Genomic DNA, 25,602 nt, shown 5'->3' on the forward strand with positions numbered 1-25,602 from the left:
TAGATGATTTGTTATTTCATTTTGGTTTCTCTTTAATCGAAATGACATATATTATGCCAAAAATAATTTTCTTATGAAACCGATTGTCTTAGCCCCGATAGAGGCGGTATACTTTTTTGAGGAGATTTTTCATCGACTTAAAAAAGATATAGCCGAAAGCGGGATTAGCTCCTTCTTCGACTTCGCTCAGGATGAAAATATTACAATTCTATCGATTCTCCTATTTCTAAAAGCATCAAATCTTTTCCTTTATTAAAAAACTTACGGATTGCATCTTCGTGATTGATTTCGATATAACCAAAAGTATCAAAATGATAGCCTAGAATTTTATCGCATTCTACAAAATCTGAAGCGATGATTGCATCTTCAACATCCATTGTAAAATTATTTCCGATTGGAAAAATGGCTAAATCTAATTTTGTTCGTAACGGAATCAACTTCATATCGTATGTAAGTGCTGTATCTCCGGCAATGTAAATGTTTTTGTGTTCGCCTTCGATCACGAAACCACCGGGATTTCCGCCGTAACTTCCGTCAGGAAATGAACTTGAATGAATTGCGTTTACATATTTTACTTTTCCAAAATCAAAACTCCAGCTTCCGCCATGATTCATAGGATGCGCGTTAAGTCCTTGTTTAGCATAATAACTTGTTATTTCTGCATTTGAAACTATAACGGCATTCGTACGGTTTGCAATAGCCTCAACGTCAAGAACGTGGTCGCCATGTGCATGTGTCAGTAAAATATAATCTGCTTTTAATGTGTTTATGTCGATTGCTGCCGCTTTCGGATTTCCAGTAATAAATGGGTCAACGATAATGTGTTTTCCTCCAACTTCGATGCCTAAAGATGCGTGTCCGTAAAATGTAATTTTCATTTTTGTAAATTTTAAAGTTGAACTTGTTTTATCTTCCGCCTAAGAAAAGGTTAACAATAATGTCTGAAATTAATGAAATCATACATACTGTTAATAATATTGAAAGCAAAAATGTACTAAGCGCCAGTTTTTTTAATTCCGGATCTAACAGCTTAGGATCTTGGTTTTTATAAACAGTAATTAAATGTTTGGTTAAAGGAATATAAGCCAATAAAAACAAATACTGATCGAAATTATAATCGCTTAAAACAGCAAAAATAACAACCAAAAGCATTGCGGTAATGATCAGGGTAAAATGGTAAATTTTTGCTTTTTTGCCACCAATTTGCACTACGATTGTATTCTTTCCGGATTTTTTATCTGATTCTTCGTCACGCATATTGTTCAGGTTTAAAACCCCAACGCTTAACAAACCAATTGAAATTGCCGGTAAGATTAAAATCGGATCAACTTCTTTTGAATATAAAAAGTTAACGCCCAATGTGCTTACAAGTCCGAAGAAAACAAATACAAAAAGGTCTCCAAATCCTTTATAACCATAAGCTGAATTTCCAACGGTATAACGAATTGCAGAAGCAATTGCAGCGATGCCAAGCAATAAGAAAAAGATGGAGTAAACAAAATTTGTTTGTCCAAACGCAAAATAGATTAAGGTAATTGCGGCTAATAATGTTAATATAGAAGTTATTATTATGGCTTTTTTCATAGCCTGAGGCGTGATTACACCACTCTGAATTGCTCTTGCAGGTCCAACTCTATCCGCGTTATCCGTACCTTTTACACCGTCTCCGTAGTCGTTTGCGAAATTTGATAAAATCTGCAAACCAAGTGTTGTTAAAAGTGCAAAACCAAAAATTTTCCAGCTAAAAACTTCGGTTGGAGTATTAATGGTTTCGGTTGGGTTAGATAAAGCATAAATACTTCCTACTATAATTCCAGAAACTGATAAAGGTAATGTGCGTAATCTGGCGGCTTCAATCCAATGTTTCATTTATTTTTGATTTAGATTTTAGTCCCGAACCCTCGGGATAGATTTTAGATAGATACATAGTTACATTCTGAATTTAAATTGCAAATTTTAAAAATCTAAAAGCTGCAATCGAAAATCTAAAATATTTTTATGGAAGCCATTTATTTTCTCCAAAGTTTGGTTTTCTTTTTTCTAAAAAGGCATTTCTACCTTCTTTTGCTTCTTCGGTCATATAGGCCAAACGGGTTGCTTCGCCGGCAAAAACCTGCTGACCAACCATTCCGTCGTCTGTAAGGTTCATGGCGAATTTTAGCATTTTTATAGATGTTGGCGATTTTTGAAGAATTTCCTGCGCCCATTCATAAGCAGTATCTTCTAATTCATCATGCGGAATTACAGCATTTACCATTCCCATATCCATTGCTTCCTGAGCCGAATAATTTCTCCCTAAAAAGAAAATTTCACGCGCTTTTTTCTGTCCGACCATTTTAGCTAAATAAGCAGATCCGTATCCACCATCAAAACTGGTTACATCGGCATCTGTTTGTTTAAAAATAGCATGTTCTTTACTCGCCAAAGTCATGTCGCAAACTACGTGCAAACTGTGTCCGCCACCAACTGCCCATCCCGGAACAACTGCAATAACTACTTTTGGCATAAAGCGAATTAAACGCTGTACTTCAAGAATATTTAAGCGATGCTGACCGTCTTCTCCAACATAACCCTGATGTCCGCGGGCATTTTGATCTCCGCCGCTACAAAAAGAATAAACTCCGTCTTTGGTCGAAGGACCTTCTGCAGAAAGCAAAACTACTCCTATTGACGTATCTTCTTGTGCATCGTAAAAAGCCTGGTATAATTCTGAAGTTGTTTTTGGGCGGAAAGCATTTCTAACGTTTGGTCTGTTAAAAGCGATTCTTGCAACTCCGTTACATTTTTTGTAGGTTATATCTTCAAATTCTCTGGCAGTAATCCAATCCATTGCTATTTGTTTTGTTTTAAAATTATAGCGTAAAAATAAAGCATTTTTATATTTTTACCTACTCAATTTGCTTTAAGTCTTTGTGAAAATGTCTCCGAATGTTAACAATTAGTATTTACTTACAAAAAATAACATTATTTAACATTGGATATAAAAAAAAAGAATTAATTTTATACTCTAGAAATCAATGAGATACATTTTATTTCATTCTTTTCAGATTGATTTTCTTTCACTGATTTATTAACCTAAAAAATGATTTTTTTGAGAAAATTTAAAAAATTTGTCGCTCATTTTTTTGGGGTTTTAAATGCTAAAACTTTAATTGATGAGCAAATGGTTTATTCGTTTGTTGAAACTTCAAAAAAGAGATAGTAACACCTATGGTTAAAAGAATAGAATTGTTTATTCAATTTGTCTAAAAGGATTACGATAATGGGGACTTAATTAAAAATTGAAGTGCTTTCTATAAATATATATCCAACTAAATGGTTCTGCCGTGAAATTGATTTTTTGCTTTTAATACGAATGCATTAGACTATTTAAAGACATACAAAAAGGATCAAAGAAGTAATTTCTAAAATTTTTAAAGCTTTTATTTTTTTGATTGATTCGAATAATTTTATTTCTGTTTTTTTTTAATTACAATTTTTTTTAAAACTAGAATAAAAAAGGGAAAGGCTACTCGTAATGAGTAGCCTTTCTTGTTATAATTGATAAATAAAACCAATAAAAAAATCCAAATTCCAGCACTATTAGACAAGATGGAATTTGGATTTTTTTTATTAGAATTTTAAGAAATTATTCTTCTTTTACGAGATAAATTCCATCATCTTTGATTTCTATCAGTTTTTCTTTGTATAAAGCTCCAATTGCTTTTTTAAAGGTTTTTTTGCTCATTTTCAATACGGTTTTAATATCTTCCGGATGCGAAGCGTCATTTAAGCGTAAAAACCCTCTGTTGGCTCTTAACTCATCTAAAACCTTTTCTGCATTTGGTTCAATACTCTCATAACCTTGTATTTGCAAAGCAACATCTATTTTATTATCAGGTCGAATGTTTTTGATATAACCGCGCATTCTGTCGCCGGTTCTAATAGCATCATCATACACTTCATCTTTGTACAATAATCCTTTGTGTTTTTCATTAATGATAACGTTGATTCCTAATTCGGTAATATGTGAAACTATCAAATCCACTTCTTCACCTTTTTCAACTGTAAGCTCATCGTTCTTTAAAAATTGGTTCAATTTACTTGAAGCCACTAAACGATTGGTTTTTTCATCCATATAAAGATAAACCAGGTAGCGTTTTCCTTTTTCCATAGGGCGTGCCTGTTCTTTAAACGGAACCAGAATATCTTTTTCCATTCCCCAATCCATAAAAGCACCAACCTGATTAATGTAATTTACTCTTAGAAGTGAAAATTCATTTAGTAAAATATAAGGTTCAAGCGTTGTTGCGATCGGACGTTGTTCGTGATCCAGGTAAACAAAAACAATAAGCTCTTCGCCTATTTCAAATTCGTTTGGAACATATTTATTGGGTAATAATATATCATGAATTCCTTCAGGGTCTTCTTCAGGATTTCCTAAAAATAAACCAACTTTGGTATCACGTAATATGGTAAGTGTATTGTATTTTCCTATTTCAATCATTCTAATGAGGTTCTGAGTTGTAAAGCAACTAAGTTTCTAAGGTGCAAATGTACGAAGTTTGAAAATGGTTCAAAGAAATGTTTTAAATAAATCAACAATTATTGTAATATAAAAAAGAAAAGCACCTTATGAAAGGTGCTTTTTGTAATTCCTGAAGAAATTTAAAACTTATTTATAAACATTTTCTTTTTTAAAGTGCAAAGTCAGTAAGTAATAAACCACTGCTCTGTGTTTATGTTTGTTTGATTTGCCATATTGTTCTAAAACGGCATGAATTGCAGCATCTAATTCAGGTGAATCTTTTAGTCCTAATTTTTTAATTAAAAAATTATTTTTAACCGTTTCTAATTCAGACTTGTCACTTCCTGCAACTGTCGATGCATCTGCATTGTAAATTGATGGTCCGCAACCGATTGTTACTTTTGTCAGTAAATCCATATCAGGAGTTACACCACATTTTTCTTTTAAATCTTCTGCATACTTTTTAATTAATTCTTCTCTTGCACTCATAGTAAATTTAATATTGGTTACTTTTTTAATGTCCCAAATATAAAAATTATAAGTATCGAATGATTAATTTTAACACTATTTAACTTACAAATTAAATCAGCTCTTTGAAGTACTGTTTTAAGATTGCATCATTTTCAACAGTTGGTGTAAAGACCTCCAATATTCCCGCCACTTCATCATTTGCATATAAAAGATCAATACCTTCTTTTAAAGTATCTAAATTGGCAGCTGTAAAATAATTCATCTTGTACATCTTGGCTAAATGTTCAGCCGTCAACTTATGTGATGTTTCAAAATAGGTATTAAAAACAGGTTTTTCTTCATGGCCAGGCAAGATTCTGAAAATTCCTCCTCCTCCATTATTAATCAAAATAATTTTAAAGTTTTTAGGAATGTAAGAATTCCATAATGCATTACTATCGTATAAAAAGCTAATATCGCCTGTAATAAAAACGGTTTGCTTCTGGCTTGCAACCGAAGCTCCAATTGCTGTAGATGTGCTACCGTCGATTCCGCTGGTTCCTCTGTTGCAGAAAACTTCAATTGAAGGATCAATATCAATTAATTGTGCGTAGCGAATTGCCGAACTATTGCTTATTTGCAATTGCGAATTGACTGGCAGGGATTCTATTACTTTTTCGAAAACTTTGAAATCTGAAAATGGAATTTTATTTAAATATTCAATTCGTTTTAACTTTCTCAGATCATAAACTTCTTTTATTTCATCAAAATAATTGCTTTCTGTAAAACTGGCTTTGGTTAGTAATTCATTAAAGAAATCGTTTGGTTTCATGACAAAATGCTTTGTCAAGGCACCAAATGTATCATAAGCACGTAAGGTATCAACATGCCAATGGTGTTTTGGTTTATACTTTCGCAAAAAGCCTTTTATTCTTTTTGAAACAATCATTCCACCAAAAGTTACCAGAATTTCAGGATTAAAAGCCTCAAAATCATCATCATCAAAAGGTGTAATTAAAGTATCGATGCTACTAACAAAATCAGGATGATGTAAGTTTGAAGTAGTTTCTGTTAAAACTACAATTGACGGATCGCTGGCGAAATTTTCAATAATTTTTTCGTCGATAGAATTTGCTTCGTTCACACCAACTAAAACTAATTTTCGTTTGGCCGAATTCCAAATAGAAATAAATTCGTCTACATTTTCTATAATTTTTGTTCCCATAATTTCTTCAGAATGTGTGATTTTTGGTTCTATAGAAAGTGCTTCAACGGTTTCATACAAAGGCTCTTCGAACGGAGCATTTATGTGAACCGGTCCTTTTTGAAGAATAGCCGTTTCGATTGCCTGATTAATTTTTAAATCATTTTCTACAGAAGCTTCTTCGGTTAGATTCGCATTAAAAACAGAATGATTTTCATAAACATTTTGCTGACGAATAGTTTGGCCGTCTCCAATATCAATTTTACTCTGAGGTCGATCGGCAGAAATCACGATTAACGGAATCTGACTGTAAAACGCTTCGGCTACAGCTGGATAATAATTTAACAAAGCTGATCCTGAAGTACATACAATTGCGGTTGGCTGTTTGGTTTGTTGAGCAATTCCTAAGGCAAAAAATGCAGCACAACGCTCATCTGCAATACTGTAACATTTAAAATTATGATTTTGTGCAAAACCTATAGTTAAAGGAGCATTTCTGGATCCTGGGGAAATAATAATATTTGTGATTCCTTTTGCTAAACAAATTTCGATAATGCTTTGTGCAAGCGGTATTTTGGGGTAAATCATTCTTATGGCGTATTACTTTTTTTTAAAGAAAATCGATAATAAAAGATTTCTTTTTAGATAGTACAAAGTTACAAACTTCGCATCGGATTTACTTATAAATTAGGAAGATATTAAGTATGCTTTTAGAAAAAGGGAATATATTTGTAAAAGCAAAATCTTTCGATAAAATATACTTGGTATGCGTTTTTTATATATGTTCTTTCTTTGTATTTCGCTGCAAACTTTACAATCCCAAAATCAGTTTGTTCCTGATGATGTACCTTATAAAGTTGCTTTAGAAACTGCTAAAAAAGAAGGAAAACCACTTTTTGTAATGCTTTATGCCGATTGGTGTCCGCATTGTAATCAGATGAAAAAAGAAGTTTTTAGTGATCCGGTCGTTATGGATTTTCTGAAGAAAAATTACATCTGTATTTGGAAAAATATTGAAAAGGAAGAAGGAATTGCGCTCAAAAATAAATTCAATACAAAAGCATTGCCTACTTTTTTGTTTTTAGATTCTGATGAAACACTTTTGTATGCTTTAAAAGGCGAAATGAAGACTCCGGATTTTATGACTGAAGCCAATAATGCTTTGAACACGAAAATGCAATATCCACATCTGGAGGCCGCGTTTATGGCAGATTCGAGTAACTCAGACAAATTTTTTGCTTTATTGAATGTTCTAAAAAAAGGAAGAGAGCGATCTGATTTATCAATTCCGACACATGTTTATCTTAATACACAAACGGATGCGCAATTGGTGAGTGAAACAAATTGGCGTATCATCTCAAATGGAGTTACCGATATTAATTCGAGAGAATTTCAATATGTTTTAAAGCATCAGAAGGAATTTGCCGCTGTGGCTTCTCAAAATCGCGTTGACCGCAAAATAGAAAGTATTGTGACAGAATCGCTTCGCCCGTATGTAGATAATTTAGATATAATAAACTATTATAAACAAAGAGAAATTGCAAAATCAATCAGATTGCAAAAAGCAGATTCTCTGGTTTTTAAATTTGATCTCACTTTAGCTGAAAGAACAGAAAAATGGGAGTTTTACAAAAAAGTTACTCTTGAAGAAACAGAAAATCTGGTTTGGAATGACGCAAGTTTTCTAAAAGATATTGGTCAAACTTATTTAAAGCATATTTCAGATGTTTCGAGTTTAAAAAAAGCTGTTTTCTGGGTAAAACATTCTCTGGAATTAAGTGATTCTTATGATGGGAATTTGCTCGTAGCAAGGCTTTACAATAAAATTAAAGATAAAAAAGCAGCTTTAAAATATGCTAAAGATGCCAAAATTATTTCTCAGGAAATGAATTGGAATGCTAAAGAAGTTGATACTTTATTAGCTGAATTAAATACCAAATAATCTAATACAAAAACCATGAACGTTACCCTTAGACCCGCAACAGTAAACGACTTAGAAAAAATCCTTGATATTGTAAATTATTCTATTCTGCATACAACATCAAATTATAATTATGAAATTCAAACTCTTGAAGTTCAGACAAAATGGTTTGAAGATAAAAAGGCTAAAAACCTGCCAATCGTTGTAGCTGAGTTAGATGGCGAAGTTGTTGGTTTTGGAAGTTACGGACAATTCCGCGAAAAAATTGGCTATCAATATACGGTTGAGCATTCTGTTTATGTTGTAGATAGCATTATTGGTAAAGGTATTGGTTCTCAAATACTAACAGAATTAATTCGCTTAGCAAAAGAACAAGGTCTGCACGTTATGATTGGTGCTATTGATGCAGATAATGCAGGAAGTATTGCCTTTCATGAAAAATTCGGATTTGTTGTTACGGGTACCGTCCGTGAAGTGGGTTACAAATTTGATCATTGGCTTGATTTGGTTTTTATGCAGTTGATATTGAAGTAATTTATTAAAACACGGATGACACGGATTCGCTAAAGCGAAAACGCAGATTTAACGCGGATTTTATTATTACTACTAGTGTTTTTAATTCAAAACTCGCAAATATTTTTCGCAATTTGTGTCATTTCGACAGAGGAGAAATCACATCCAGAGAGCAACGAAACGGAATTGCGTTATGTGATTTCTCCTCCGTCGAAATGACACATACATTATAAATAAAAAAAAATCCACAAACCTGAAATAATTCAAATTTGTGAATTTTTTTTATTTATAAATTCAACTAGCTTTTTATCCAATTGATAACTTCCGGCTCTGTAACTAAAGTTTTTGGTTTGATTACTTTTACCAATTCTCCTTTTTCGTTGATTAGGTATTTTTGAAAGTTCCATTCTACTTCAGAATCCTGTAAGCCATTTTTAGATTTTTGTGTCAGGAATTTATATACTTCGCACATATTGTCTCCTTTTACAGAAACTTTATCCATCATAGGAAAAGTCACTCCGTAATTTTGTTGGCAAAAAGCACCAATTTCTGCATTTGTGCCCGGCTCCTGAGAAGCAAAATTGTTAGCAGGAAAACCTACAATTACAAAACCTTTATCTTTATATTCTTTATAAACAGCTTCAAGATCTTTGTATTGAGGCGTTAATCCGCATTTTGAAGCGGTGTTTACAATTAATATCTTTTTACCTTTTAAAGAAGCAAAATCAAAAGTGTTTCCAGATAAATCTTCTACTTTATATTGATAAATAGTTTCTTTTGTCATGACTTGATCCGTTTTAGGCGTTTTAGTTTTATTGGTTTGCGCTTGATTTTGGCAGCTAAACAAAAATAGAGCACCATACGCTAGACATAATATTTTTTTCATCTTTGATAATTTTTTATAAAATTAATGAAAATCTGTTTTCGAGTTTACGTTTGCGTCCTTTATTTTTATTAAACATAAGTTAAATAAAAAAATGAAGCCTAGCGTTAATCAGACGCTAGGCTTCTCCCCATACAAACAAATCAAACCATGAATTAATCTTTATATTTTTCTAAAATTTTGTTTTTAATTAAAATTATAGCTGACGCCTTGGTTATAATGAAATCATATTATCTATCAATAAATTACACTAATTCTCAAAATATTTTAATTTGGCTTGTAAATGTTATTTTAATTTGTCGGTATATATTTAGTGTTTATAAATAAATGTTCACTGGAAGTCCAAGGACATCAACTATAAGCTATTATAATTTTTTAAATCTATTTTCATTATCATTAGAATCAATCGAAATATTTAAACCTTTTTTGCCTTTTTGAAAACTACTATTGTTAGAATTTGTAAATGCTAAAACAGTGGTTAAGCCTACAATTAATATTTTTAAATTATTTGTCATATTATTCATGATATTAATTCTCTAATTATTCAAATATTTTCCAATTTCAGTCTGAAAAATCATTATTTCTAAAAGTCATTATTGAATTGATGTATCCGCAAATATTTGAATTCCTACAAATTGGATCTTTTTTGCTATTTATCAAAACATTCATTTCATGTTATAATAGCATTTACGTAATAGGATTACTTTTGGTTTTAAAAAATGTGAAAAAAACTTATTTTTTTTCAAAACACCTTATTTTACTAAGGTTTAGACTGTTAAAAAAAATATGTTTTTCACAAAAAAATAAATTATCTTTATCTCAGGATCTAAAAAAAGATTCTGTAAATTTTGTTTAAGCTTAAAATCCACATCTATGAGTCAGGAAGAATTATTAGTTTTAATTTACAAAAAAGACGAAAGAGCTTTTACCCATTTGTACGACATGTATTCTAAAAGTCTGTTTTCAGTCATTAATGTTTTAATAAAAAACCGTGAAGAAGCTGAAGATGTTTTGCAGGAAGTTTTTGTCAAAATCTGGAAAAACATAGATTCATATAATGAAGGCAAAGGCCGATTTTATACCTGGATCCTTAATATTGCTCGCAATACGTCGATTGATAAGTTAAGATCCAAAAACTTTAATAACAGTCAAAAAAACCTTTCTTCAGATAATTTCGTAAATCTGTTAGATGACAGTAATAAATTGACTAATCGAATTGATACAATTGGAATTCAGGAATTTGTAAAAAAACTAAAGCCAAAATGTATTGAAATTATAGATTTATTATTTTTTAAAGGATATACCCAACAAGAAGCTTCAGAAGAATTGGCAATGCCGTTGGGAACTATCAAGACTCAAAACAGAAACTGTATTAACGATTTACGTAATTATTTAAAAGTATAATGGAAGCACAAGAATATATAGAATCAGGAATTCTGGAATTGTACGTTTACGGTTTATTAACTGAAACTGAAAATCTGGAAATAGCGGAACTGGCCAAAAAAAATCCCGACGTTGATAATGAAATTATTGATATAGAAAAAGCTATTGTAGCCCTATCATCAAGCTTTTCACCATTTCACTCGGTAGCCAATTTCGAGAAGATAAAAGCTCGTTTAGAACTTAAACATGGCAAAGTAGTCGAAATGAAACCGACTTCAAACTGGGCTCAATATGTGGGCTGGGCAGCTGCTGTTGTGTTGCTTTTAGGACTTGGATACCAAACCTTAGAGTTAACAAAAACAAAAGAAGCAATTGCTACAGTTGGCAATGAAAAAAATAAAATTGAAAGAGAATTTGCTTACTTAGACCAACAAAACAAAGAAACTGAGAAAAACTTAACCATTGTTAGGGACATCAAAAACACTGGTGTAACCCTTGGCGGTCAGGCAGTTTCTCCTTCATCATTTGCAAAAGTATACTGGAATAAAGATACCAAAACTACTTATATCGATGCTGCAGGTTTACCAAAACCTCCAAAAGGAATGGTGTATCAGGTTTGGGCTTTAAAACTTAGTCCGGTTCTTACACCAACAAGTATAGGTTTATTGGATAATTTTGAAGGAAATGATCAGAAGATATTTTCTGTTGAACAAACAGATTCAGCTGAAGCTTTTGGAATTACACTCGAACCGGCCGGTGGAAGTTTAACTCCTACAATGACGCAGTTGTATACTTTAGGAAAAGTTTAAAAATCAATTTGTTATAAAATTAAAACGCATATTAATTTATTTTAATATGCGTTTTTTTATTATTTTTAAATAAAATCAACCACCAAAATCAATTTATGAACGGAAATTTACTTTTAAGAGTTGCAACCGCGATTATCCTCCTCTCCCATTCTGTTGTCGGAATTTTCAATAACGGAATTAATGATTTTGGAAATCTGTATCTAAACCAGATTGGGTTTGCTCCTTTTGGCCTTTTTTTGGCCTGGTCTATTAAATTATCGCATATTATTGCTGCTATACTTTTACTCCTTAATAAGTATGTAAAACTGGCTGGATTTGTAACCATTTTTGTTTTGATTATGGGAATTATCCTTGTTCATTCTCAGGAAGGCTGGTTTGTAGTTGGTGGCGGAAGAAATGGTGTTGAATACAACTTTTTATTGATTTGCGTTTTATTAGCCATTATGTATCCAAACGGAGTAAAGAAGGCAGCAGAATAATATAATTGAAAAACACATTTAAAGATGGAAATAATTTGTAAAAACTGTCATCAAACTTACATAGGACATTATTGCAACAATTGTGGGCAGCCTGCTGATACTCATAAAATAAACTGGCACTTTTTATGGCACGACATTCAGCACGGACTTTTGCACTTTGATAAAGGAATTCCTTATTCAATAAAACAGTTATTTACCAGACCCGGACATTTTATTCGGGAATTTATCGAAGGAAAAAGAGTAGATCATTTTAAACCATTATCACTAGTTGTTGTTTTAGGGACCCTTTATGGCGTTTTGTATCATTACTTTAATATCAATTTATTTCCGGATCATTCAGAAACAAATTTAAATTATCCTGAATTTAATGAATGGATGGCAATGCATTTTTCGTGGGTTACAATTCTGACTATTCCCCTTTACACTATCGGAACCTATATTTGCTTTAGAAAACAAGGTTATAATTTTGTTGAATTTTTTGTCTTAAATACTTACAAGGCTTCACAACGACTTTTTGCACATATTTTGTTGTTTCCAATAATATATCATTACAATGGAACACCTTATATTCAAAAAATTATAAACATCATCTATGCGATAGATATTATTTTAATATACTGGACCAACCTTCAGTTTTTTAATAGAATTTCAAAAATAAAAACATTTTTATTATCTCTCTTAAGTCATATTATATTCGTAATTGTTTTTATGTTGACGGTATATATTGTTTTAAAACTCTCCGGCAATTTTCCTGAATAGAATCTTAAAAAAATAATTTAACCCGTTTTTCTTTTGTAATACAAATCTATATCGTAATATTGCAATATAAAAATAAACGATGGGAATAACTAAATCTGATCATTTTACAGGTCATCAAAACGAACTGGCCGTTTTAGCAAAAGCTTTAGGCCACCCGGCACGAATTGCTATTATACAATACTTACTTAAAGTAAATGCTTGTATTTGCGGCGATATCGTAAATGAACTTCCTCTATCGCAACCTACTATCTCTCAGCATTTAAAAGAACTTAAAAATGCCGGATTAATAAAAGGAAATATAGAAGGAAATGCAATTTGTTATTGTATTAATGAATCCGGATTTGAAAAAATAAAAGGCTTCTTTGATGTTGTTACGCTTCATTTAGAGAAAAGAAAAAACGAATGTTGTTAATTATAAAATTGAATTATTATGAAACTTTCAGAAATTAAAAAAATATTGAATACTGTTGAAACAGTAAATTTTCAGTTGCCTAACGGAAATTTTGTTCCGGAACATTTTCATGTTACTGAAGTAGGTTTAATTACAAAAAACTTCATCGATTGTGGCGGAGTTGTACGTAAAGAAACTGTTGTAAACTTTCAGCTTTGGGATGCAAACGATTTTGAACACCGCTTAAAACCTCAAAAATTAATTCACATAATCGAACTTTCAGAAAAAGTTTTAGGAATTGAAGATTTTGAAATTGAAGTTGAATACCAGGATCAAACAATTGGTAAATATGATTTAGGTTTTAATGGAAAAGATTTCGAATTACTGAATAAAGCTACAGCCTGCCTTGCGCAGCAACAATGCGGGATTCCTGCAGAAAAACCAAAATTGAAACTTACAGAATTAAATGCTGATCAGGCAAATTCCTGCACTCCTGGTGGAGGTTGTTGTTAATTAATAATTAAAGCCATTCAATATGTTATTTCCTGAAATAAAAGAAACAATTTCTTCTCTCAATTTTGAAACAATTAGTGAAGAACGTAAAAGTGTTTTACAACTGTTGATTGATTTTATTCAATTAAAAAGTGATGCACAACAACAAATCAGATTAAATTTAATTTGTACACACAATTCCAGAAGAAGTCATTTGTCTCAAGTTTGGGCGCAAACGGCGGCGTATCATTATGATATAAAAAATGTATTTTGTTATTCTGGCGGAACTGAAGCAACCGCTTTATTTCCAAAAGTTGCCGAGACATTAGAAAAATCAGGTTTTAATATCAGAAAATTATCAGAGGAAAATAATCCCGTTTATGCGATAAAGTTTTCTGAGAATGAAATTCCAATTATAGGATTTTCTAAAACTTATGATGATGCTTTTAATCCTGAAAGTGCTTTTGCAGCTATTATGACGTGCTCACAAGCAGATGGCGGTTGTCCTTTTATAGCCGGAGCCGAAAAAAGAATTGCGATTACTTATGAGGATCCAAAAGCTTTTGATAATACTAATGAACAAACAGAAAAATATCAGGAACGAAGTCTGCAAATTGCTACTGAGATGTTTTATGTGTTTTCACAAATAAAAAAATAATTATGGCAATAGATCACTGTAGTCCGGCAGCAGAAAGAAAAAAATTAGGATTTCTGGATCGTTTTCTAACGCTCTGGATTTTCATGGCAATGGCAATTGGCGTTTCAATTGGATATTTTATTCCGTCAAGCGGAAATACGATCAACTCATTTTCGAACGGAAGTACCAATATTCCACTAGCCATTGGACTTATTTTAATGATGTATCCGCCGTTAGCAAAAGTAAAATATGAACGAATGCTGAATGTTTTTACAAATGTAAAAGTACTTGGCGCATCATTATTCTTAAATTGGATTATTGGTCCAATTCTTATGTTTGCTTTAGCTTTATTGTTCTTGCAGGAATATCCAGAATATATGATTGGACTAATTTTGATAGGACTAGCGCGTTGCATTGCAATGGTCGTGGTTTGGAATGATCTTGCTGATGGTGACAGAGAATATGCTGCAGGATTAATTGCGCTAAACAGTATTTTTCAGGTTCTGCTATATAGTTTTTACGCTTATATTTTCATTACCATTTTACCTCCATTTTTTGGATATAAAGGTTTTAATGTCGCTATAAGTATTAGTCAAATTGCTGAAAGTGTGGGTATTTATTTAGGAATTCCTTTTGCACTTGGTATAATTAGCCGTTATGCTTTAATAAAGCTAAAAAGTGAAGAATGGTTTCAGAATAAATATGTTCCCTTTATTTCTCCCATTACTTTAATTGCACTATTATTTACGATTATAATAATGTTTAGCTTAAAAGGAAAATTAATTGTTGAGATTCCATTAGACGTTATTAGAATTGCAATACCGCTTGCAATATATTTTGTGGTCATGTTTATTCTTAGCTTTTTTACCGGAAAATATTTTGGAGCCGATTATTCTAAAAGTACAGCAATTGCGTTTACAGCCACCGGAAATAATTTTGAACTTGCAATTGCAGTTGCGATTGGTGTTTTCGGAATTAATAGTGGCCAGGCTTTTGCCGGAGTAATTGGTCCTTTGGTTGAAGTTCCTGCTTTGATTGCTTTAGTAAATGTAGCTTTCTGGTTTAGAAAGAAATATTTTTCAGTTGAAGTAAATAAATCTGCCATAAAGGAATAAAGAATTCAGATCAAATATCTAATAACAAAAAAGGTTCAACTTACGTTGAACCTTTTTTTATGAAATTAATTATTTTTTACTTTTATAATACTTGTGGTATTTAGGATAGGTTATCGCTCCAATTGCTGTAATTGTAGCCAACGAATACCAAATCCAGTTTAATGAATGTGCTTCTCCACTTGCGTACGAGTGTAAACCAACTAAATGAAAGTTTACTCCATAATAAGTAAACAAAATAGAAACAAACGCGTACATACTAATTAAGTTAAAAAACCATTTTCCGCGTAACGAAGGCACAAAACGTGCGTGAATTACAAACGCATAAACCATTATCGAGATTAATGCCCAGGTTTCTTTAGGATCCCATCCCCAGTAGCGTCCCCAACTTTCGTTGGCCCATTGTCCTCCCAAAAAGTTTCCTATTGTTAACATAATCAAACCAATAGTTAATGCCATTTCGTTGATGTACGTAATCTCTTTTATGTTTAAGCTCATTTTTTCTTTGTTTTTCTCTGTTGTAAAGAAAATCAATAATAAGGCTACAAAACCTAAAATCATTCCAAGAGCAAAAGGCCCGTAACTGGCTACAATTACTGCTACGTGAATCATTAACCAATAAGAATTCAATACAGGTTGTAAATTAGCAATTTCAGGATCGATCCAGTTCATGTAAGCTGCCATTAAAATCATGGCTGTTACAAACGCAGATGAAGCTACTGTTAATTTAGATTTTCTATCAAAAGCCAATCCGAAGAACATTGTTGCCCACCCCACATAAATAATCGATTCATAAGCATTACTCCAAGGTGCGTGACCAGAAATATACCAACGTGCAATTAATCCCATAGTATGCAATAGAAATAAAAATCCAACAATAATATGGAATCCATTTACGGTTATACGAAGCCATTTTTTCTCAAAAAAGATATTTATTATCGTAAAAATCAACATCAAGATAGAAGCTGTTATATACCAATAAGGCAGTTTTTTGAAAACATCATATTTATTATAAGCGATTTCAGCATCAATTTTTTGTTCGCTTGGGCGTACTTTGCTTCCAAATTTCTTTTGAAATCCATTAATGCTTTCAACCAATTGGTCTGCTGTGCCAAAGTTTTTAGAAATAGAACCAGTATTTAAAGCACTAAAATACATTGGTAAAATTTGTGCCACATAAGTAGAATCCATTCCTTTAAAACCACCATTTTGACGTTCTAAATAGGAAACCCATTTGTTGTTTGGATCATTCGGAATCGGGAATATCTTTAAAATACTTCCGCTTAATGCAGATTCCATTAAGTTTACTTTTTTATCAGTTTCAATAAAATCTTTCTCAAACTGATTCGGATTTGCGGCCTTGTAAGCTGCATCTAAATAAGGTGAAAGTTTATAGTTTCCATTCGCATCAAAAAACTGAACAAAAGGCGCTTTCTCAGCATCTTTGTCAACTCCAATAATTTTACGAATACTATCATTTCCTGATCTTAAATGAATAATCGGAATCTGAATCCAAACCTGTGCATATTGTGTCATAGACAAAAATACCTGATCAGAATTCATTCCGTTATACTTATCATCATGACTTACTTTTCTCAACAATTCAGATGAAAAAGTATTGATTGGTTTCATTCTTCCTCCGGCATCCTGAATAATCAAACGGCCAAATTTAGCGGCGTGTGCTTCCGGAGCTTTATAAATAGACAATAATGAATCTAATTGTTTTTGGCTCGGCGGCGCTGTAACGTGATTGGCGTGATCGTTTGGATCTGTTGTATGATTATGCTCATGGCTTGGCGTGTGAACGTGAGGCGCTTGTGCAAAACCATTCAAACCAATAATTAAAACCAAAATGGTAATTAATTTTTCTTTTTTCTTTTTAACCACTTCTAATTTGCGTTTTAAATCTGCAAAACGAGAATGTTTGGTAAACATGATCGCCATCAATCCAAAAAACAACATAAAATATCCTAAATAAGTAATTGAAGTTCCCCAGAAATCATGGTTTACAGATAATACAGTTCCTTTTTCGTCCGGATCAAATGATGATTGAAAAAAACGATATCCTTTGTGATCTAAAACGTGGTTCATATAAATGTCAGCATCAAATGTTTCAGATGAATCCTGAACAGTTACTTTACTTTCAAAAGCAGAGTAACTTTTTTCTGTTCCCGGATATTTTGTAGCAATAAAATCGTTCAACTTAATTTTAAAAGGCAAAACATAAGCTTTACTTCCGTAGAATAAACTGTATTCAATTTTACCAATTTTAACCGTTTGTGGTTCTCCTATACTTCCTTTAGAACCTAAAAGTCGTACTTCTTTTTCCTGACCTTCGGCTTTCACTTTTACAATTAAAGCATCAGTATGAGATTTCGCTTTAAAGTCTTTATTCGATTCATAATCAACAATTCCTTTTACAGCAGGATCCGGAAAAACGATTCTGATATCGCCAATACTATATAACGAACGCATCATTAATGGCTGAACATTATCTTTGGTTACATCACCTTGTAATTTGTCTGCCATTCGCATAAACTTCCCTTCAAAAGGAGTTTGAATGGTATATTTTTCACCTTTTGTATTAATGTTGATCGCACCTTCTGTTGGTTTATTCAAAGCAAATAAAACGTTATGAATGTTTTGAACTTCACCTTCTTTCAGGAAATGTTCTTCACGTCCGCCTGCTCCCGCTTCGACTAATTTCAGGTATAAAGTTCCGTTAGCGCTTGGTTTTATGGTTTCTTTCGCTCCCATAATGTAGTTTACGTAACTCACTTCAAAAGGAGTTTCGTCAAACTTTCCTGAAAGAGAAAAATCATTATTGGTAACCGGAGAAAGTAAAAGGCTTTTATCAAAAACCCTGCGTTTCATTTCACCTTTATATTCTCCATCTGCAAAAACAGTGATAAATGTTTTGTCTGAATAAATTTGATTTTCTGCCGCGCCTTCACGAATCGGCATCATTCCTTCATAACTGATATATCGTGTAATAAAAGCTCCTAAAATGATAAAAACAAAAGCAATATGAAGCAAAAGAGTTGCCCATTTTTCTTTTTTAAGTAATTGATAACGCTTAATATTTCCGAAGAAATTCAACATAAAAACGGCCATTATAGCCTCAAACCACCAAGTATTGTAAATTAAAATTCTGGCTGTGTCTGTATTGTACTTACTTTCGATAAAAGTTCCAACACCCATTGCAACTGCAAATGTTAAAAAAAGAACGGCCATTAATCGTGTAGAAAATAAAAAAGAGAATATTTTTTTATCCATTTTTGAGGAATTACATTGTATAAAAGTGCCACAAAAGTACTTAAAAATGTTGAGTTCCAATATTTGTGATTTGTTAATTAAAACCAAAAAAGCTCATTGATCAATACTGAATTTTGTTAAAAAGTAAGTTTATTTCTACACCGAAATACTATCGAATAATTACTTTGAAAATTGATATTTTTCATTAGATTTGTGTAATCGATTACATTATTAATTTGTTTTTATAAGCATCTATTTTTTCAATATCGGCAAAATAAGGTAATCGTGCTAAGAATTCATCTAATAACCACCTCATAATTACTAACATGAAAATTAAACCAACTAACATTTTGTGGATTGCTCTGACGATTTTAGCGATAAACTCTCAGGAAAGCACTGCTCAAAATTCTAAGTCAAATGAAACCTATAAAAATATAGAATTCAAAATGGCAAAAGTTCAGGAACCTGTTATACCTAAAAACAGCGTAAACATCGTAGACTTTGGTGCCGTGAACGGTGGATATGTTCTAAATACAAAGGCTTTCGCCGATGCTATAGATGCTGTTTCTAAAAAAGGCGGAGGAAAAGTTATAATTCCGCCCGGGATTTGGTTAACAGGTCCAATTATTTTAAAAAGCAATATCGAATTATATGCTTCAACCGGAGCGCTAATTAAATTTTCACCAAACAAAGATTTATATCCTATTATAGAAACCAGTTTTGAAGGATTGAATACATGGCGTTGCATCTCTCCTATTTATGGAAAAAATTTAGAAAACGTAGCCTTTACAGGAAACGGTGTTTATGATGGTTCGGGAGAAGTTTGGCGTATGGTGAAAAAAAGTAAATTGACAGAGAGCCAATGGAAAACTCTAATTACTTCAGGCGGTGTTCTTAATGATAAAAAAGAAAGCTGGTATCCCTCTGAACAATATGTAAAAGGAAATCAAAACGCGGATCAAAATGTACGGTCGGATTTAAAAACAAAAGAAGACTTTCTGGCTATTCGAGATTTCCTTCGTCCGGTTATGGTAAGTATTCAAAACAGCAAAAGAGTTCTTTTTGACGGACCAGTTTTTCAAAATTCTCCAGCCTGGAACATCCATCCTTTAATGGTTGAAGATTTAATTGTGCGTAATGTAACAGTCAGAAATCCGTGGTATTCTCAAAACGGAGATGGTCTTGACGTAGAATCATGCAAAAATGTGGTCATAGAAAACTCCAGTTTTGATGTTGGTGACGATGCCATTTGTATTAAATCCGGAAAAGACAAAGATGGCCGTGATCGTGGTGTTCCGTGCGAAAATATTATTGTAAAAAACAATATCGTCTATCACGGACACGGAGGCGTAACGGTGGGAAGTGAAATGTCAGGAGGCGTAAAAAACCTTCACGTATCGAATTGTACTTTTATGGGAACTGATGTTGGTTTGCGTTTTAAAAGCACACGCGGACGTGGCGGAATTGTTGAAAATATCTTTATTTCTGACATTTATATGATTGATATTCCATCGCAGGCGATTTCTTTTGATCTTTATTACGGAGGAAAATCGATTGCTGAAACTTTGGCTGATGGAGGAAATAAAGTCAGTACAAAAATGGTTCCTGTAAATGAAGAGACACCACAGTTTAAAAATATTTCAATAAAAAACATAACCATTTCAGGAGCTTATCAGGCAGTATTTTTACAAGGTTTGCCTGAAATGAACCTTGACAATATCGAAATTTCTAATCTAACGGCAAAAGCACAAAAGGGTTTTTCGATTATTGATGCGAACGGAATCAAAATTAGCAATGCTAAATTAGACATCGAAAGTCCGACGGTTTTTGAAATCTATAATGGTAAAAATATGTCCTTTAAAAATGTCGAATTTAACTCAACTTCAACGAAAGCTATTACCATTGATGGTGCAGCAAGTTCAAATATTGAATTAGTAACGGATAAAAAATTAGATTATTCGAAAAAGACAACGATCTCAGAAACAGTTTCTAAAGGAGCTGTGAAGTTTTAAATAAAATAAATACAGAGAACATTGTAAAGACGCACTTCTGTGCGTCTTTACTTTTAAAAAATAATGCTAATTTTGCGATATGATTCGAATTACGCTAATTGGCTCCGGAAATGTTGCACAACATTTAATAAAAGCTTTCACTAATACTGAACTTGTAGAAATAGTACAAGTATATTCCAGAAAAAAGGAGACGCTGGCTTCTTTAATAGAGTTTGATAAAATCACCAATGATTTTGAAGAACTAAAAGAAGCTGATTTATATATTATCGCAGTTTCTGATAAAGCGATTTCAGATGTTTCTGCGCAATTGCCTTTTCAAAACCGAATTGTAGTTCATACTTCGGGCGCGGCTTCACTTGACGTTTTAGACGCAAAAAACAGAAAAGGTGTTTTTTATCCGCTTCAGACATTTTCTAAAAATAAGGAAATTGATTTTTCAACTGTTCCTCTTTGTTTGGAAGCTGAAAATACTTTTGATTTTCGTATTTTAGAAACTGTGGCTAAAACCATTTCAACTGCTGTTTTTCCGATCAATTCAGATCAGAGAAAAGCTTTGCACGTTGCCGCTGTTTTTGTCAATAATTTTAGCAATCATTTATATCAAATTGGACACGAAATTTGCGAAGAACATCAGGTTCCATTTGAAATTCTGAAACCTCTAATTCAGGAAACTGCAGAAAAAATAAATACGCTAAATCCTATTGATGCACAAACAGGGCCAGCAAAACGCAATGATTCGACAACAATTGCCGCGCATTTGGAGTATTTAACAAATGAAAATCAAAAAAACATCTATAAACTCATAACACAATCTATTCAAGATGATAGAAAAACACTTTAAAGAAATAATGAACGACATTACAACATTTGTTTTTGATGTTGATGGCGTACTTACAGACAGTTCAGTTTTTGTAACCAATGAAGGAGAAATGCTTCGCACCATGAATATTCGTGATGGTTATGCAATGAAAGCGGCTGTAGAAAGTGGTTTTAAAGTTTGTATTATTTCTGGCGGAAGCAATGAAGGTGTTCGTGTGAGACTTCGTAATTTGGGAATTACCGATATTCATTTAGGAACTCCTGATAAAGTTAAAACTTTTAAAGAATACACCAATAGTTACAATATAAAACCAGAACAAGTTTTATACATGGGCGATGATATTCCTGATTTCCATGTTATGAAATTAGTTGGTTTACCAACTTGCCCGCAAGATGCCAGTCCGGAAATTAAAAATATTTGCCGTTATGTTTCACATGTAAAAGGCGGAAGAGGCGCTGTACGTGATGTAATTGAACAAGTCATGAAAGTACAAGGGAAATGGATGGAATATTTTAATGGGCAACACGACTAGTAATTGTTAATTATGAATTGTTAATTGTAAATTATTTTTTCACGGCATACTTATCAAAGTTTTAAAACTTTGACAAAATTTAAAAGTAACAAAAAACCTTTGTTCCTTTAAGCCTTAGAACCTTAGTAACTTAGCCACTCAGAACCTTCAAAAAAAATGAAATTTTTAAAACTAATTCGATATAAAAATTTACTAATGCTTGCTTTTATGCAACTCTTATTTCGTTATGCCTTTTTAAAACAGCAGGATATTCCTTTGTCTTTGGCTGACTGGCAATACGGATTGTTGGTTTTAAGCACTGTTTTATTGGCAGCAGCGGGATATGTAATTAATAACATTCTTGATGTAGCCACAGATACTATCAACAAACCAAATGATGTTATTATTGGTAAAGGAATTTCAGAGACTGCTGCTTATAATATTTACATCGCTTTAAATATAACGGGTGTAGCTATAGGTTGTTATTTATCGAATGTGATAATGAGACCAAGTTTTGCCGTTATATTTATTCTGATTGCTTCTGTGCTTTATTTTTATTCGACATCCTTAAAACAAATTATGGTTTTAGGGAATTTTGTTGTAGCGGCGGTATTGTCTTTTAGTGTCATTATTATTGGTGTATTTGATCTTTTTCCGGCTACAAATCCTGAAAATCAGGCGCAAATGGCGAGTATGTTTTCTATTTTATTAGATTATGCCTTATTTGCTTTTATGATTAATTTTATTCGTGAAATCGTAAAAGATATCGAAGATGTAAATGGCGATTACAATCAGGGAATGAATACCTTACCTATTGCGATTGGCAAAACCCGAACTTCTAAAATTGTTATCGGATTAGCTATTATTCCTTTTATTTTATGTTTGCTTTACATCAATAAATACTTTGTAGAAAACAGTCTTTTTATTGTTACTTTTTATGCGTTTGCTTTTGTTTTAGCACCACTTTTATATTTTATCGTAAAAATATTTAGCGCAAAATCACAAAAGGATTTTCATCATTTAAGTACAATTTTAAAGTTGATTTTACTTTTCGGAATTTTATCAATTTTGGTTATCACTCTAAATATCAAGTACAATGCTTAAAGAAAAATTAAAAAAATATACTTTAATCCTGGCTTCGGGATCACCGCGCAGACAGCAATTTTTCAAGGATTTAGATCTTGATTTCGAAATTAGAATAAAAGAGGTTGAAGAAATTTATCCTCCGGAATTAAAAGCCGTTGAAATCACTAATTTTTTAGCTGAATTAAAGGCAGCCGCTTTTGAAGGAAAACTAAAACCAAACGAGATTTTAGTAACAAGTGACACTATTGTCTGGCATCAGAATAAAGCCTTAGGAAAACCTAAAAGTGCTGAGGAAGCTTTTGAGATGATCAAATCTATGTCGAATACCACACATGAGGTTATTACGTCTGTTTGTTTTAAAACACACTCTACTTCTACTCTTTTGCACGATATTACCAAAGTAACTTTCAATGATTTGTCTGACGAAGCTATTTTGTATTACATTGAGAATTATAAACCTTACGATAAGGCCGGTGCATATGGCATTCAGGAATGGTTTGGTTTTATGGCAGTTGCAAAAGTAGAAGGTTCTTACACCAATGTTATGGGACTTCCAACAGCCAAAGTCTACGAATATTTAAGTAATTTAGCATAAAAATATCTATGTTTTCTTTTAAAGAATATAGCCAGGAAATATTGGCTACAGGAATTCTATTTTTTGCATTAGTCGCTCTACGAGTGATTATTGCCAAATTAATTCGCCGTTATGCAAAAACAAGCCAACTGTTAGAACATCGGACAAATTTGGTAATAAAATATATTCATTTATTAATGAATGTGTTAGTTGTTATAAGCTTAGTTGTTATCTGGGGCGTTAATACAGAAGATATTCTTATAACAGTTTCCTCAATAGCAACCGTGATTGGTGTGGCATTTTTTGCGCAATGGTCTATTTTAAGCAATATTACTTCAGGAATGATTTTATTTTTTTCATTTCCTTTTAGAATTGGAGATACCATAAAAATACACGATAAGGATTTTCCTATCGAAGCAGAAATCGAAGATATTAGCGCCTTTCACGTTAACTTAAGAACGAGAGAAGGTGAAAGAATAATATATCCAAACAACCTACTACTTCAAAAAGGTATATCTATAATGCCAACTCATTACGAAGAAAAAGAATTTTTTGATTAAAAATTGAATGGGAATCTTGTAACGTAATTTAAAAAACGTAGAACATTATTTATATAATAAACAGGAATTTTGTTATTGATACTATCTAATTCACAACCTAATTCCACCACCAAATGATTCGTTCAGTAGAATTGCCTTTTTATGCTAAACTTTCTCTCGTTCTTGTAAGTTTAATTTGTTTAGCTACTATTTTTTACCTTGGAAAAGATATTATTACGCCCGTTTTAATGGCTTTTTTGTTTTCAGTTTTATTACTTCCCATTTTTACTTTTTTAAACGGAAGACTTAAATTCCCCAGACATCTTGCGGCAATTATTTGTGTACTGCTTTTTGCAGCCTGTATCTTTGGTATCCTAATGTTTATATCTTATCAAGTCAAAGATATTGCCAATGATTATGATATGATAAAGAAAAATACAAATGCGCTTATTACTGATACTCATAAATTTGTAAAAGATAATTTTCATGTTAGCATCGGCGAACAAAAAAAATACCTGGATAACGTTACTAAAGATTCTGTAAAAAATGGTACCGGAACATTGGGAACTGCCATTTTATCAATAACAGATTTGCTTTTAGATTGTACCATTATTCCAATTTATACTTTTTTATTCTTGTTGTATAAAGATCACTTTATTCTTTTTATGGCAAAATTATTTTCTAAAGAAGACCATGCCGCGTTGAAAGATATATTATCGCAGGTAAAAGTTTCAATAAATAATTACATTATTAGTTTAATACTAGAAATGATTGTCGTTTCTGTACTAACAAGTTTAGGGCTCTGGATTGTGGGCGTTAAATATTTTATTCTGTTAGGATTAATCACAGGACTTCTAAACCTTATTCCATATATAGGTATTGTAATTGCGGGAATCATAACGGTGTTGGCATCGTTAACCGGAACTTTTGAAACCTCTGTAATTTTAAGTATTTTAATAGTAAACGTAATTGTTCAGCTAATTGACAACAATTTACTTGTTCCTTTAATCATTAATTCTAAAGTTGAAATTAATGCTTTTGTATCCATTTTAGGGATTATCATTGGTGGCGCTGCAGCAGGAATTTCAGGAATGTTTTTAGCAATTCCACTTTTAGCAATTGTAAAAATCATTTTTGAGAGAATTGAATCGTTAGAACCCTGGGGTTATTTAATGGGCAATCACATGCCTAAAAAGTTTACCTGGAGAGTTCGAAAAGTAAAAGTTGAAAATTAACAATTAACAGATCTTTGAGAGAATATGAGT

Annotated in this window: 26 protein-coding genes; 17 read left to right on the forward strand and 9 right to left on the reverse strand. The window is 32.2% G+C overall.

Going from position 1 to position 25,602, the window contains the following annotated elements:
• Positions 1–200: 200 nt before the first annotated feature.
• From EV143_RS17200 to menD, 6 genes are all read right to left on the reverse strand, one after another.
• Positions 201–878 (reverse strand): metal-dependent hydrolase, encoded by a 678-nt coding sequence (locus EV143_RS17200; RefSeq protein ID WP_133509177.1) that lies wholly within the window; start codon positions 876–878, stop codon positions 201–203.
• 28 nt (positions 879–906) lie between these two features.
• Entirely contained in the window at positions 907–1,869 is a 963-nt protein-coding gene (menA, locus tag EV143_RS17205) for a 1,4-dihydroxy-2-naphthoate octaprenyltransferase (protein ID WP_133509178.1), read from the reverse strand.
• A gap of 127 nt (positions 1,870–1,996) precedes the next feature.
• Positions 1,997–2,830 carry a 1,4-dihydroxy-2-naphthoyl-CoA synthase gene (locus EV143_RS17210; RefSeq protein WP_035681238.1) on the reverse strand — a complete coding sequence of 278 codons (834 nt, stop codon included), beginning with the start codon at positions 2,828–2,830 and terminating at the stop codon, positions 1,997–1,999.
• 798 nt (positions 2,831–3,628) lie between these two features.
• Positions 3,629–4,486 (reverse strand): CvfB family protein, encoded by an 858-nt coding sequence (locus EV143_RS17215; protein WP_133509179.1) that lies wholly within the window; start codon positions 4,484–4,486, stop codon positions 3,629–3,631.
• 168 nt (positions 4,487–4,654) lie between these two features.
• Positions 4,655–4,996: a DUF2853 family protein gene (locus EV143_RS17220; RefSeq protein ID WP_133509180.1), complete on the reverse strand. Its 342-nt coding sequence runs from the start codon at positions 4,994–4,996 to the stop codon at positions 4,655–4,657.
• Positions 4,997–5,087: 91 nt separating this feature from the next.
• The gene (gene menD, locus EV143_RS17225; RefSeq protein ID WP_133509181.1) at positions 5,088–6,749 is read right to left on the reverse strand and encodes a 2-succinyl-5-enolpyruvyl-6-hydroxy-3-cyclohexene-1-carboxylic-acid synthase; all 1,662 of its coding nucleotides are present in this window, start codon (positions 6,747–6,749) and stop codon (positions 5,088–5,090) included.
• A 178-nt stretch (positions 6,750–6,927) separates the two neighbouring features.
• Here menD and EV143_RS17230 point away from each other — a divergent pair, with 178 nt between their 5' ends.
• Together EV143_RS17230 and EV143_RS17235 are read left to right on the forward strand one after the other, a co-directional pair.
• Positions 6,928–8,103: a thioredoxin family protein gene (locus EV143_RS17230; RefSeq protein WP_133509182.1), complete on the forward strand. Its 1,176-nt coding sequence runs from the start codon at positions 6,928–6,930 to the stop codon at positions 8,101–8,103.
• A 15-nt stretch (positions 8,104–8,118) separates the two neighbouring features.
• Positions 8,119–8,616 carry a GNAT family N-acetyltransferase gene (locus EV143_RS17235; protein ID WP_133509183.1) on the forward strand — a complete coding sequence of 166 codons (498 nt, stop codon included), beginning with the start codon at positions 8,119–8,121 and terminating at the stop codon, positions 8,614–8,616.
• A gap of 277 nt (positions 8,617–8,893) precedes the next feature.
• Here EV143_RS17235 and EV143_RS17240 read toward each other — a convergent pair whose 3' ends face one another.
• Both EV143_RS17240 and EV143_RS21525 read right to left on the reverse strand, forming a co-directional pair.
• Entirely contained in the window at positions 8,894–9,481 is a 588-nt protein-coding gene (locus EV143_RS17240) for a glutathione peroxidase (protein ID WP_133509184.1), read from the reverse strand.
• 362 nt (positions 9,482–9,843) lie between these two features.
• Positions 9,844–9,993 (reverse strand): hypothetical protein, encoded by a 150-nt coding sequence (locus tag EV143_RS21525; RefSeq protein WP_166638178.1) that lies wholly within the window; start codon positions 9,991–9,993, stop codon positions 9,844–9,846.
• A 358-nt stretch (positions 9,994–10,351) separates the two neighbouring features.
• Here EV143_RS21525 and EV143_RS17245 point away from each other — a divergent pair, with 358 nt between their 5' ends.
• The 8 genes from EV143_RS17245 (at position 10,352) to arsB (ending at position 15,543) form a co-directional block, all read left to right on the forward strand.
• A complete protein-coding gene (locus tag EV143_RS17245) occupies positions 10,352–10,882 on the forward strand; it encodes an RNA polymerase sigma factor (protein ID WP_133509185.1) in 531 nt (176 codons plus the stop codon).
• Entirely contained in the window at positions 10,882–11,670 is a 789-nt protein-coding gene (locus EV143_RS17250; RefSeq protein ID WP_133509186.1) for an anti-sigma factor, read from the forward strand. The genes EV143_RS17245 and EV143_RS17250 overlap by 1 nt, the downstream gene beginning before the upstream one ends.
• Before the next feature lie 95 nt (positions 11,671–11,765).
• Positions 11,766–12,149, forward strand: a complete 384-nt coding sequence (locus EV143_RS17255; protein WP_133509187.1) for a DoxX family protein — start codon at positions 11,766–11,768, stop codon at positions 12,147–12,149.
• A gap of 24 nt (positions 12,150–12,173) precedes the next feature.
• Positions 12,174–12,908 (forward strand): DUF3667 domain-containing protein, encoded by a 735-nt coding sequence (locus EV143_RS17260; RefSeq protein WP_133509188.1) that lies wholly within the window; start codon positions 12,174–12,176, stop codon positions 12,906–12,908.
• 79 nt (positions 12,909–12,987) lie between these two features.
• Positions 12,988–13,320 carry an ArsR/SmtB family transcription factor gene (locus EV143_RS17265; RefSeq protein ID WP_133509189.1) on the forward strand — a complete coding sequence of 111 codons (333 nt, stop codon included), beginning with the start codon at positions 12,988–12,990 and terminating at the stop codon, positions 13,318–13,320.
• Between the two features lie 18 nt (positions 13,321–13,338).
• Entirely contained in the window at positions 13,339–13,812 is a 474-nt protein-coding gene (locus tag EV143_RS17270) for a DUF6428 family protein (RefSeq protein WP_133509190.1), read from the forward strand.
• Positions 13,813–13,834: 22 nt separating this feature from the next.
• Positions 13,835–14,449 (forward strand): arsenate-mycothiol transferase ArsC, encoded by a 615-nt coding sequence (locus tag EV143_RS17275; RefSeq protein ID WP_133509191.1) that lies wholly within the window; start codon positions 13,835–13,837, stop codon positions 14,447–14,449.
• Positions 14,450–14,451: 2 nt separating this feature from the next.
• Positions 14,452–15,543 (forward strand): ACR3 family arsenite efflux transporter, encoded by a 1,092-nt coding sequence (gene arsB, locus EV143_RS17280; RefSeq protein WP_133509192.1) that lies wholly within the window; start codon positions 14,452–14,454, stop codon positions 15,541–15,543.
• 69 nt (positions 15,544–15,612) lie between these two features.
• On the opposite strand, the gene EV143_RS17285 is transcribed toward arsB, so the two are convergent.
• On the reverse strand, positions 15,613–18,816 hold the full coding sequence (locus EV143_RS17285; RefSeq protein WP_133509193.1) for a cytochrome c biogenesis protein CcsA: 3,204 nt from the start codon (positions 18,814–18,816) through the stop codon (positions 15,613–15,615).
• Positions 18,817–19,121: 305 nt separating this feature from the next.
• Between EV143_RS17285 and EV143_RS17290 the strand changes: the two genes are divergently transcribed.
• From EV143_RS17290 to EV143_RS17320, 7 genes are all read left to right on the forward strand, one after another.
• Positions 19,122–20,807 carry a glycoside hydrolase family 28 protein gene (locus EV143_RS17290; RefSeq protein WP_133509194.1) on the forward strand — a complete coding sequence of 562 codons (1,686 nt, stop codon included), beginning with the start codon at positions 19,122–19,124 and terminating at the stop codon, positions 20,805–20,807.
• Between the two features lie 79 nt (positions 20,808–20,886).
• On the forward strand, positions 20,887–21,648 hold the full coding sequence (locus EV143_RS17295; protein WP_133509195.1) for a Rossmann-like and DUF2520 domain-containing protein: 762 nt from the start codon (positions 20,887–20,889) through the stop codon (positions 21,646–21,648).
• Positions 21,632–22,159: a KdsC family phosphatase gene (locus tag EV143_RS17300; protein WP_133509242.1), complete on the forward strand. Its 528-nt coding sequence runs from the start codon at positions 21,632–21,634 to the stop codon at positions 22,157–22,159. Before EV143_RS17295 ends, EV143_RS17300 begins: the two co-directional genes overlap by 17 nt.
• 156 nt (positions 22,160–22,315) lie before the next feature.
• Complete coding sequence (locus EV143_RS17305) at positions 22,316–23,242, forward strand: geranylgeranylglycerol-phosphate geranylgeranyltransferase (protein ID WP_133509196.1); 927 nt, start codon at positions 22,316–22,318, stop codon at positions 23,240–23,242.
• Entirely contained in the window at positions 23,235–23,819 is a 585-nt protein-coding gene (locus EV143_RS17310; protein ID WP_133509197.1) for a Maf-like protein, read from the forward strand. Before EV143_RS17305 ends, EV143_RS17310 begins: the two co-directional genes overlap by 8 nt.
• An 8-nt stretch (positions 23,820–23,827) precedes the next feature.
• Positions 23,828–24,358 carry a mechanosensitive ion channel domain-containing protein gene (locus EV143_RS17315; protein WP_133509198.1) on the forward strand — a complete coding sequence of 177 codons (531 nt, stop codon included), beginning with the start codon at positions 23,828–23,830 and terminating at the stop codon, positions 24,356–24,358.
• A 113-nt stretch (positions 24,359–24,471) separates the two neighbouring features.
• Entirely contained in the window at positions 24,472–25,572 is a 1,101-nt protein-coding gene (locus EV143_RS17320; protein WP_133509199.1) for an AI-2E family transporter, read from the forward strand.
• Positions 25,573–25,602 lie beyond the last annotated feature (30 nt).

It is taken from the genome of Flavobacterium chryseum (assembly GCF_004362015.1).
GTDB lineage: Bacteria > Bacteroidota > Bacteroidia > Flavobacteriales > Flavobacteriaceae > Flavobacterium.

Excerpts from the sequence above, each read along its gene's own strand:
- EV143_RS17200 (WP_133509177.1), bottom strand. The coding sequence starts at position 878 with ATGAAAATTACATTTTACGGACACGCATCTTTAGGCATCGAAGTTGGA.
- menA (WP_133509178.1), bottom strand. The coding sequence starts at position 1,869 with ATGAAACATTGGATTGAAGCCGCCAGATTACGCACATTACCTTTATCA.
- EV143_RS17210 (WP_035681238.1), bottom strand. The coding sequence starts at position 2,830 with ATGGATTGGATTACTGCCAGAGAATTTGAAGATATAACCTACAAAAAA.
- EV143_RS17215 (WP_133509179.1), bottom strand. The coding sequence starts at position 4,486 with ATGATTGAAATAGGAAAATACAATACACTTACCATATTACGTGATACC.
- EV143_RS17220 (WP_133509180.1), bottom strand. The coding sequence starts at position 4,996 with ATGAGTGCAAGAGAAGAATTAATTAAAAAGTATGCAGAAGATTTAAAA.
- menD (WP_133509181.1), bottom strand. The coding sequence starts at position 6,749 with ATGATTTACCCCAAAATACCGCTTGCACAAAGCATTATCGAAATTTGT.
- EV143_RS17230 (WP_133509182.1), top strand. The coding sequence starts at position 6,928 with ATGCGTTTTTTATATATGTTCTTTCTTTGTATTTCGCTGCAAACTTTA.
- EV143_RS17235 (WP_133509183.1), top strand. The coding sequence starts at position 8,119 with ATGAACGTTACCCTTAGACCCGCAACAGTAAACGACTTAGAAAAAATC.
- EV143_RS17240 (WP_133509184.1), bottom strand. The coding sequence starts at position 9,481 with ATGAAAAAAATATTATGTCTAGCGTATGGTGCTCTATTTTTGTTTAGC.
- EV143_RS21525 (WP_166638178.1), bottom strand. The coding sequence starts at position 9,993 with ATGACAAATAATTTAAAAATATTAATTGTAGGCTTAACCACTGTTTTA.
- EV143_RS17245 (WP_133509185.1), top strand. The coding sequence starts at position 10,352 with ATGAGTCAGGAAGAATTATTAGTTTTAATTTACAAAAAAGACGAAAGA.
- EV143_RS17250 (WP_133509186.1), top strand. The coding sequence starts at position 10,882 with ATGGAAGCACAAGAATATATAGAATCAGGAATTCTGGAATTGTACGTT.
- EV143_RS17255 (WP_133509187.1), top strand. The coding sequence starts at position 11,766 with ATGAACGGAAATTTACTTTTAAGAGTTGCAACCGCGATTATCCTCCTC.
- EV143_RS17260 (WP_133509188.1), top strand. The coding sequence starts at position 12,174 with ATGGAAATAATTTGTAAAAACTGTCATCAAACTTACATAGGACATTAT.
- EV143_RS17265 (WP_133509189.1), top strand. The coding sequence starts at position 12,988 with ATGGGAATAACTAAATCTGATCATTTTACAGGTCATCAAAACGAACTG.
- EV143_RS17270 (WP_133509190.1), top strand. The coding sequence starts at position 13,339 with ATGAAACTTTCAGAAATTAAAAAAATATTGAATACTGTTGAAACAGTA.
- EV143_RS17275 (WP_133509191.1), top strand. The coding sequence starts at position 13,835 with ATGTTATTTCCTGAAATAAAAGAAACAATTTCTTCTCTCAATTTTGAA.
- arsB (WP_133509192.1), top strand. The coding sequence starts at position 14,452 with ATGGCAATAGATCACTGTAGTCCGGCAGCAGAAAGAAAAAAATTAGGA.
- EV143_RS17285 (WP_133509193.1), bottom strand. The coding sequence starts at position 18,816 with ATGGATAAAAAAATATTCTCTTTTTTATTTTCTACACGATTAATGGCC.
- EV143_RS17290 (WP_133509194.1), top strand. The coding sequence starts at position 19,122 with ATGAAAATTAAACCAACTAACATTTTGTGGATTGCTCTGACGATTTTA.
- EV143_RS17295 (WP_133509195.1), top strand. The coding sequence starts at position 20,887 with ATGATTCGAATTACGCTAATTGGCTCCGGAAATGTTGCACAACATTTA.
- EV143_RS17305 (WP_133509196.1), top strand. The coding sequence starts at position 22,316 with ATGAAATTTTTAAAACTAATTCGATATAAAAATTTACTAATGCTTGCT.
- EV143_RS17310 (WP_133509197.1), top strand. The coding sequence starts at position 23,235 with ATGCTTAAAGAAAAATTAAAAAAATATACTTTAATCCTGGCTTCGGGA.
- EV143_RS17315 (WP_133509198.1), top strand. The coding sequence starts at position 23,828 with ATGTTTTCTTTTAAAGAATATAGCCAGGAAATATTGGCTACAGGAATT.
- EV143_RS17320 (WP_133509199.1), top strand. The coding sequence starts at position 24,472 with ATGATTCGTTCAGTAGAATTGCCTTTTTATGCTAAACTTTCTCTCGTT.